The organism is Pseudomonas defluvii, from assembly GCF_001695625.1.
In the GTDB taxonomy this organism is placed as follows: Bacteria; Pseudomonadota; Gammaproteobacteria; order Pseudomonadales; family Pseudomonadaceae; genus Aquipseudomonas; species Aquipseudomonas defluvii.
In genome coordinates this window covers 1-5269 of the sequence record NZ_MBPN01000184.1, presented here as the reverse complement: position 1 = coordinate 5269, position 5269 = coordinate 1, and the positions used below count along the sequence as shown (strand labels likewise).

Annotated in this window: 4 protein-coding genes; all 4 read right to left on the bottom strand. The window is 60.4% G+C overall.

What is annotated here, in order from left to right; translation table 11 throughout:
• Nucleotides 1-279 precede the first annotated feature (279 nt).
• On the bottom strand, nucleotides 280-1656 hold the full coding sequence (locus EKA13_RS25750) for an aspartate aminotransferase family protein (protein WP_065761894.1): 1377 nt from the start codon (nucleotides 1654-1656) through the stop codon (nucleotides 280-282).
• Nucleotides 1657-1690: 34 nt separating this feature from the next.
• The gene (gene gabP, locus EKA13_RS25745; protein WP_065761893.1) at nucleotides 1691-3103 is read right to left on the bottom strand and encodes a GABA permease; all 1413 of its coding nucleotides are present in this window, start codon (nucleotides 3101-3103) and stop codon (nucleotides 1691-1693) included.
• Nucleotides 3104-3218: 115 nt separating this feature from the next.
• Nucleotides 3219-4499 (bottom strand): 4-aminobutyrate--2-oxoglutarate transaminase, encoded by a 1281-nt coding sequence (gabT, locus tag EKA13_RS25740; protein ID WP_065761892.1) that lies wholly within the window; start codon nucleotides 4497-4499, stop codon nucleotides 3219-3221.
• 56 nt (nucleotides 4500-4555) lie between these two features.
• Nucleotides 4556-5269, bottom strand: a 714-nt coding sequence (locus EKA13_RS25735; protein ID WP_125862970.1) for an aldehyde dehydrogenase family protein, incomplete at its 5' end; no start/stop codon positions are given.

Here is a 5269-nt window from a genome sequence, read left to right as displayed (position 1 = left end):
TGGGCGCCATCATAGCGCCCGATCAAAGTGTCCAAAATCATTAGGCCAGTTCAAGCCAACTCCAACAGAGCCCGCGCAACCTGTAGGAGCCGGGCTTGCCCGCGATGCAGGCGCCGCGGACGTGCTGACACCGCGCTGAAGTCATCGCGGGCAAGTCCCGCTCCTACAGGAAAAGCAGTGTTCTGTGGGGATCGCTGTGGGATTCAGCCTGGAAAAACAAACCCCCGCTAAAAAGCGGGGGCTTGTCGTTCACGTGCCTTCCTGGCGTATGACGGTGACTTAGCGGCTGGCCTTGAACCAGTGCTCGGTCTCGTCAAGCGAGCGTGCAAAGCGCTCGACGATCAGGCGGATCTCCGCTTCGCTGGAAATCAACGGCGGGCAGAAGGCAATCGCATCACCCATGTTACGGGTAATCATGCCGTGCGCCTGGGCGCGACCGGCGAGGAAGCGTCCCAGTTTGCCGGTGACCTCGAACGGGGTCTTGAGCTCGCGGTCGGCAACCAGTTCGACTGCCGCAATCAGGCCACGGCCACGGATTTCGCCTACCCGTGGGTGGTCGGCGAATTGGTTCAGACCCTCATGAAGAATCGCGCCCATGGCCGCAGCATGCTCGACCAGGTTCTGTTCTTCGATGATCTTCACGTTTTCCAGCGCAACCGCCGCCGCAACCGGATGGCCACTGGCGGTGAAACCATGACCAAGGGTGCCCAGCGAATGGCTTTGGTCAGCAATGCCCTGGTACAGCGCATCGTTGATCAGGATCGCCGAGATCGGCTGGTAGGACGAAGACAGCTGTTTGGACAACACCATCACGTCCGGTTTGATACCGAAGGTCTGGCTGCCGAACAGGTTGCCGGTACGGCCGAACCCGCAGATCACTTCGTCGGCGACGACCAGTACGTCATATTTGCGGCAGACGGCCTGGATTTTTTCCCAGTAGGTGCGTGGCGGCACAATGACGCCACCGGCCCCCATCAAGGGCTCGCCATAGAAGGCGGCGACGGTTTCCGGGCCTTCACGCAGGATCAGGCTTTCCAGCTCGGCGGCGAGACGGTCGGCAAACTGTTCTTCGGTTTCGCCTGGCAGCGCATGGCGGTAATGATGCGGTGCGCCGACGTGGAAGAAGCCCGGCAACGGCACGTCAAAGCCGCGCTGGTTGGCCGGCAAGCCGGTCAGGCTGGCGCTGACGATGGTGATGCCGTGGTAGCCGTTGAGGCGGCTGATGAATTTCTTCTTGGCCGGCTTGCCAATGGCGTTGTTGCGGTACCAGATCAGCTTGACCACGGTATCGTTGGCTTCGGAGCCCGAGTTGGTGAAGAACACCTTGCTCATCGGGACCGGCGCCATTTCGATCAGCTTGTCCGCCAGCTCGATGCTGGGGGCATGGGCCTTGTGGCTGAACAGGTGGTAGAACGGCAGCGTGCGCAATTGCTGCTCGGCGGCCTTGATCAGGCGTTCGTTATTGAACCCCAGGGCAGCGCTCCACAGGCCGGACATGGCCTCAATGTATTGCTTACCCTGGTCGTCATACACATAGATGCCTTCGCCGCGCTCAATGATCAGCGGGCCAAGCTCTTCGTGCATGCGGGCATCGGTGTAGGGGTGCAGTTGATGCTGGACATCTTTTTCAGCCAACGACAGTGTTTGCTTGCTCATTCGTCAACACTCATCAAATAGGTAAATGGACCTGTCAGCGCCCCAGCGCGACAGGGATGCCACTTTGTGCGGTAGCCAGGGCCTTGGCTTTGGCATGGCGACGGCTGACCAACAAGCCCGAACAGACCACCAACAGGCTCAATACGCCGGTGGAGATGACTTCAAGCTGATGATCGGGACGGAACAGCATCACGATGAGCACGGCGCTGATGAACAGGATCACGCCCCAGGTCAGCCACGGGAAAAGCCACATGCGGTAGTTGAGCGTCTTGCCTTCGGCGATCAGCTTCTTGCGCATACGCAGTTGCGAGATGGCGATGACCAGATAGACCAGCAGGGCAATGGTGCCGGAGCTTGCCATCAGGAAGCCGAATACCTTGGAGGGCACCAGGTAGTTGGCGATGACCGTCAGGAACGCCGCGCCGGTAGACAGCAACACGGCATAGATCGGTGTACCGATGCTGTTGGTGTAACGGGCGCAGGCTGGTGCTTCACCCCGTTTGCTCAGGGAGAAGAGCATGCGCGAGGCGGTGTACAGCGAGGAGTTCAGACAGCTGGTCACCGAGGTCAGTACGACCACGTCGATCAGCAGCTTGGCGTGCGGAACACCCAGGATTTCCAGTACGGTCACGTAGGAGCCTTGGGAGGCCAGGCGCGGATCGTTCCAGGGTACCAGGGCTACGACGATGAAAATCGACAGGATGTAGAACAGCGTAATCCGCCAGATCACCGAATTGGTGGCCCGGGAGATCTGCTTCTCGGCCGCGTCGGATTCGGCGGCCGCAATGGTCACCACCTCGGCGCCAAGGAACGAGAACATGGTGATCAGCATGGCACTGATGACTGCGCCGAAGCCGTTAGGCATGAAGCCGCCATTGTCCCACAGGCGCGAAACGCCGCTGACCGGGGCATCGGGCAGCAGCCCGAAAATGGCGCAGGCGCCCAGTGCGATGAAACCGACGATGGCGAGTACCTTGACCAATGCGAGCCAGAACTCGAATTCGCCATAGTTCTTCACGCTGGCCAGGTTGGTCGCGGTCAACACCAGGGTGATGATCAGGGACAGTACCCAGATATCCCACTCGGGCATCCAGGTGTTGATGATGGTGGCGGCGATGTTGGCTTCGATCGGAATGATCAGTACCCAGAACCACCAGTACAACCAGCCGATGCTGAACCCCGCCCATTTGCCGATGGCGCGGTCTGCATAGGTGGAAAACGAACCGGTATCCGGCGACGCAACGGCCATTTCGGCGAGCATGCGCATCACCAGCATGACCAGAATGCCAGCAAAGACATAGGCCAGAACAGCGCCTGGTCCGGCTTCGGCAATCGCACGTCCGGAGCCGACGAACAGCCCGGCGCCAATCACCCCGGCAATCGACAGCATGGTGACATGACGGGATTTAAGCCCGTGACTCAAGTTGTTTTTATGTTTGTTGTTCATGGTCTTACCTTTTTAACGCGATGTCGTTGCCCGCGTGAACGCAGGGCGGCCGCTGCACGCGTAGTGCGGCCACCCTGCTGTTTCGTGTTCACGTGGGCAACGACAAGTGGAGGTCTTACGCCAGTTCGTTGAAGCACTCACCGATGATCGTCAGACCGCGAGCAAGGTCCTCGTCGCTGACGGTCAGAGGAACGAGGATGCGCAGGACGTTGTAGTAAGTACCGCACGACAGCAGGATCAGGCCTTTCTCACGAGCGAGGGCAACGATCTTGCCGGTCAGTTCAGCGGCCGGCTTGTGTACGTCGCCACCTTCGCACAGCTCCACGGCAACCATGGCGCCGAGGGTCCGCACTTCAAGAATGCTGGAATGCTGCTCAGCGATCTTGCGCAGGCCGGTACCGAGGATCTCGCCCACGGCCTTGGCACGATCCAGCAGGTGTTCTTGCTCGAAGGCTTCGATGACGGCCAGGGCCGCAGCACAGGACACAGGGCTGCCGGCATAGGTGCCGCCCAGGCCACCCGGGGCAACGGCGTCCATGATTTCGGCCTTGCCCGCCACGCCCGCCAGCGGGAAACCACCGGCGATGGATTTGGCGAAGGTGGTCAGATCGGCGGCGACGCCCATCTGTTCCATGGCGAAGAAGGTACCGGTACGACCGGCGCCGGTTTGTACTTCGTCAGCGATCAGGACGATCCCGTGCTCGTCGCACAGGGCGCGCAGGCGCTGCATGAAGGCTTTTGGCGCGACGTTGAAACCGCCTTCACCTTGTACCGGCTCCAGAATGATCGCGGCGATATCGCTCGGCTGGGCATCGTTCTTGAAGATGCGCTCGATGCTGGCGATGGCCTCGTCGGTAGAGATACCGTGCAGTTCATTCGGGTACTGGGCACGGAAGATGCCGCCTGGCATCAGGCCCATGCCAGCAGAGTAGGGCACTACCTTGCCGGTCAGCGACAGGGTGTAGTGGGTACGGCCATGGTAGGCGCCGGTGAAGGCGATGACACCGGTACGGCCGGTGGCAGCACGGGCGATCTTGATGGCGTTCTCGACAGCTTCAGCACCGGTGGTGACCAGCAGGGTTTTCTTCGCGAAGTTGCCTGGCACCAGCGTGTTGAGTTTCTCGCACAGTTCGACGTAAGGCTTGTAGGCGAACACGTGGAAGCAGGTGTGGGTCAGTTTGGCTTGCTGTGCTTGCACGGCAGCCATGACTTTTGGGTGCAGGTGGCCGGTGTTCAGCACGGCAATGCCGCCTGCGAAGTCGAGGTACTCACGGCCTTCGACATCCCAGACGGTAGCGTTTTCTGCGCGCTCGGCGAAGATCTGGTGGATCTGCCCGACGCCACGTGGGATGGCGTCCAGACGACGTTGCTGCAGCGATTGGTTGGTGTCGCTCATTATTACCTCATAAACCGCAACGGGTTGCGGTCTTGTCCGATGTAGAAAGGAAAGGTTCAGATACCGATGCAGAGGTACTTGATTTCCAGGTAGTCCTCGATGCCGTACTTGGAACCTTCACGGCCCAACCCCGAAGCCTTGATGCCGCCGAACGGGGCCACTTCGTTGGAGATGATGCCGGTGTTGATTCCGACGATGCCGTATTCCAGGGCTTCGCCGACACGGAACACCCGGCTCAGGTCACGGGCATAGAAGTAGGACGCCAGGCCGAACTCGGTGTCGTTGGCCATGGCAATGACCTCAGCCTCGTCCTTGAAGCGGAACAGCGGCGCCAGTGGGCCGAAGGTCTCTTCCTTGGCTACCGCGGCGTTACGCGGTACGTCGACCAGAATCGTCGGCTCGAAGAAGGTGCCACCCAGTGCATGCGGCTTGCCGCCTGCAACGACGCGAGCGCCTTTGCTCACGGCGTCGTCGATGTGCTCCTGGACTTTGGCCAGGGCCTTGGCGTCGATCAGCGGGCCGGTGGTGATGCCATTTTCCAGACCGTTGCCGATGTTGAGCTTGGCGACGGCTGCGGTGAGTTTTTCGACGAAGGCGTCGTAGACACCGTCCTGAATGTACAGGCGGTTGGCGCAGACGCAGGTCTGGCCGTTGTTGCGGTATTTGGAAATCAGCGCACCGTCGACAGCCGCGTCCAGGTCGGCATCGTCAAATACGATGAAGGGGGCGTTACCACCCAGTTCCAGGGAGACTTTCTTGATGGTTTCAGC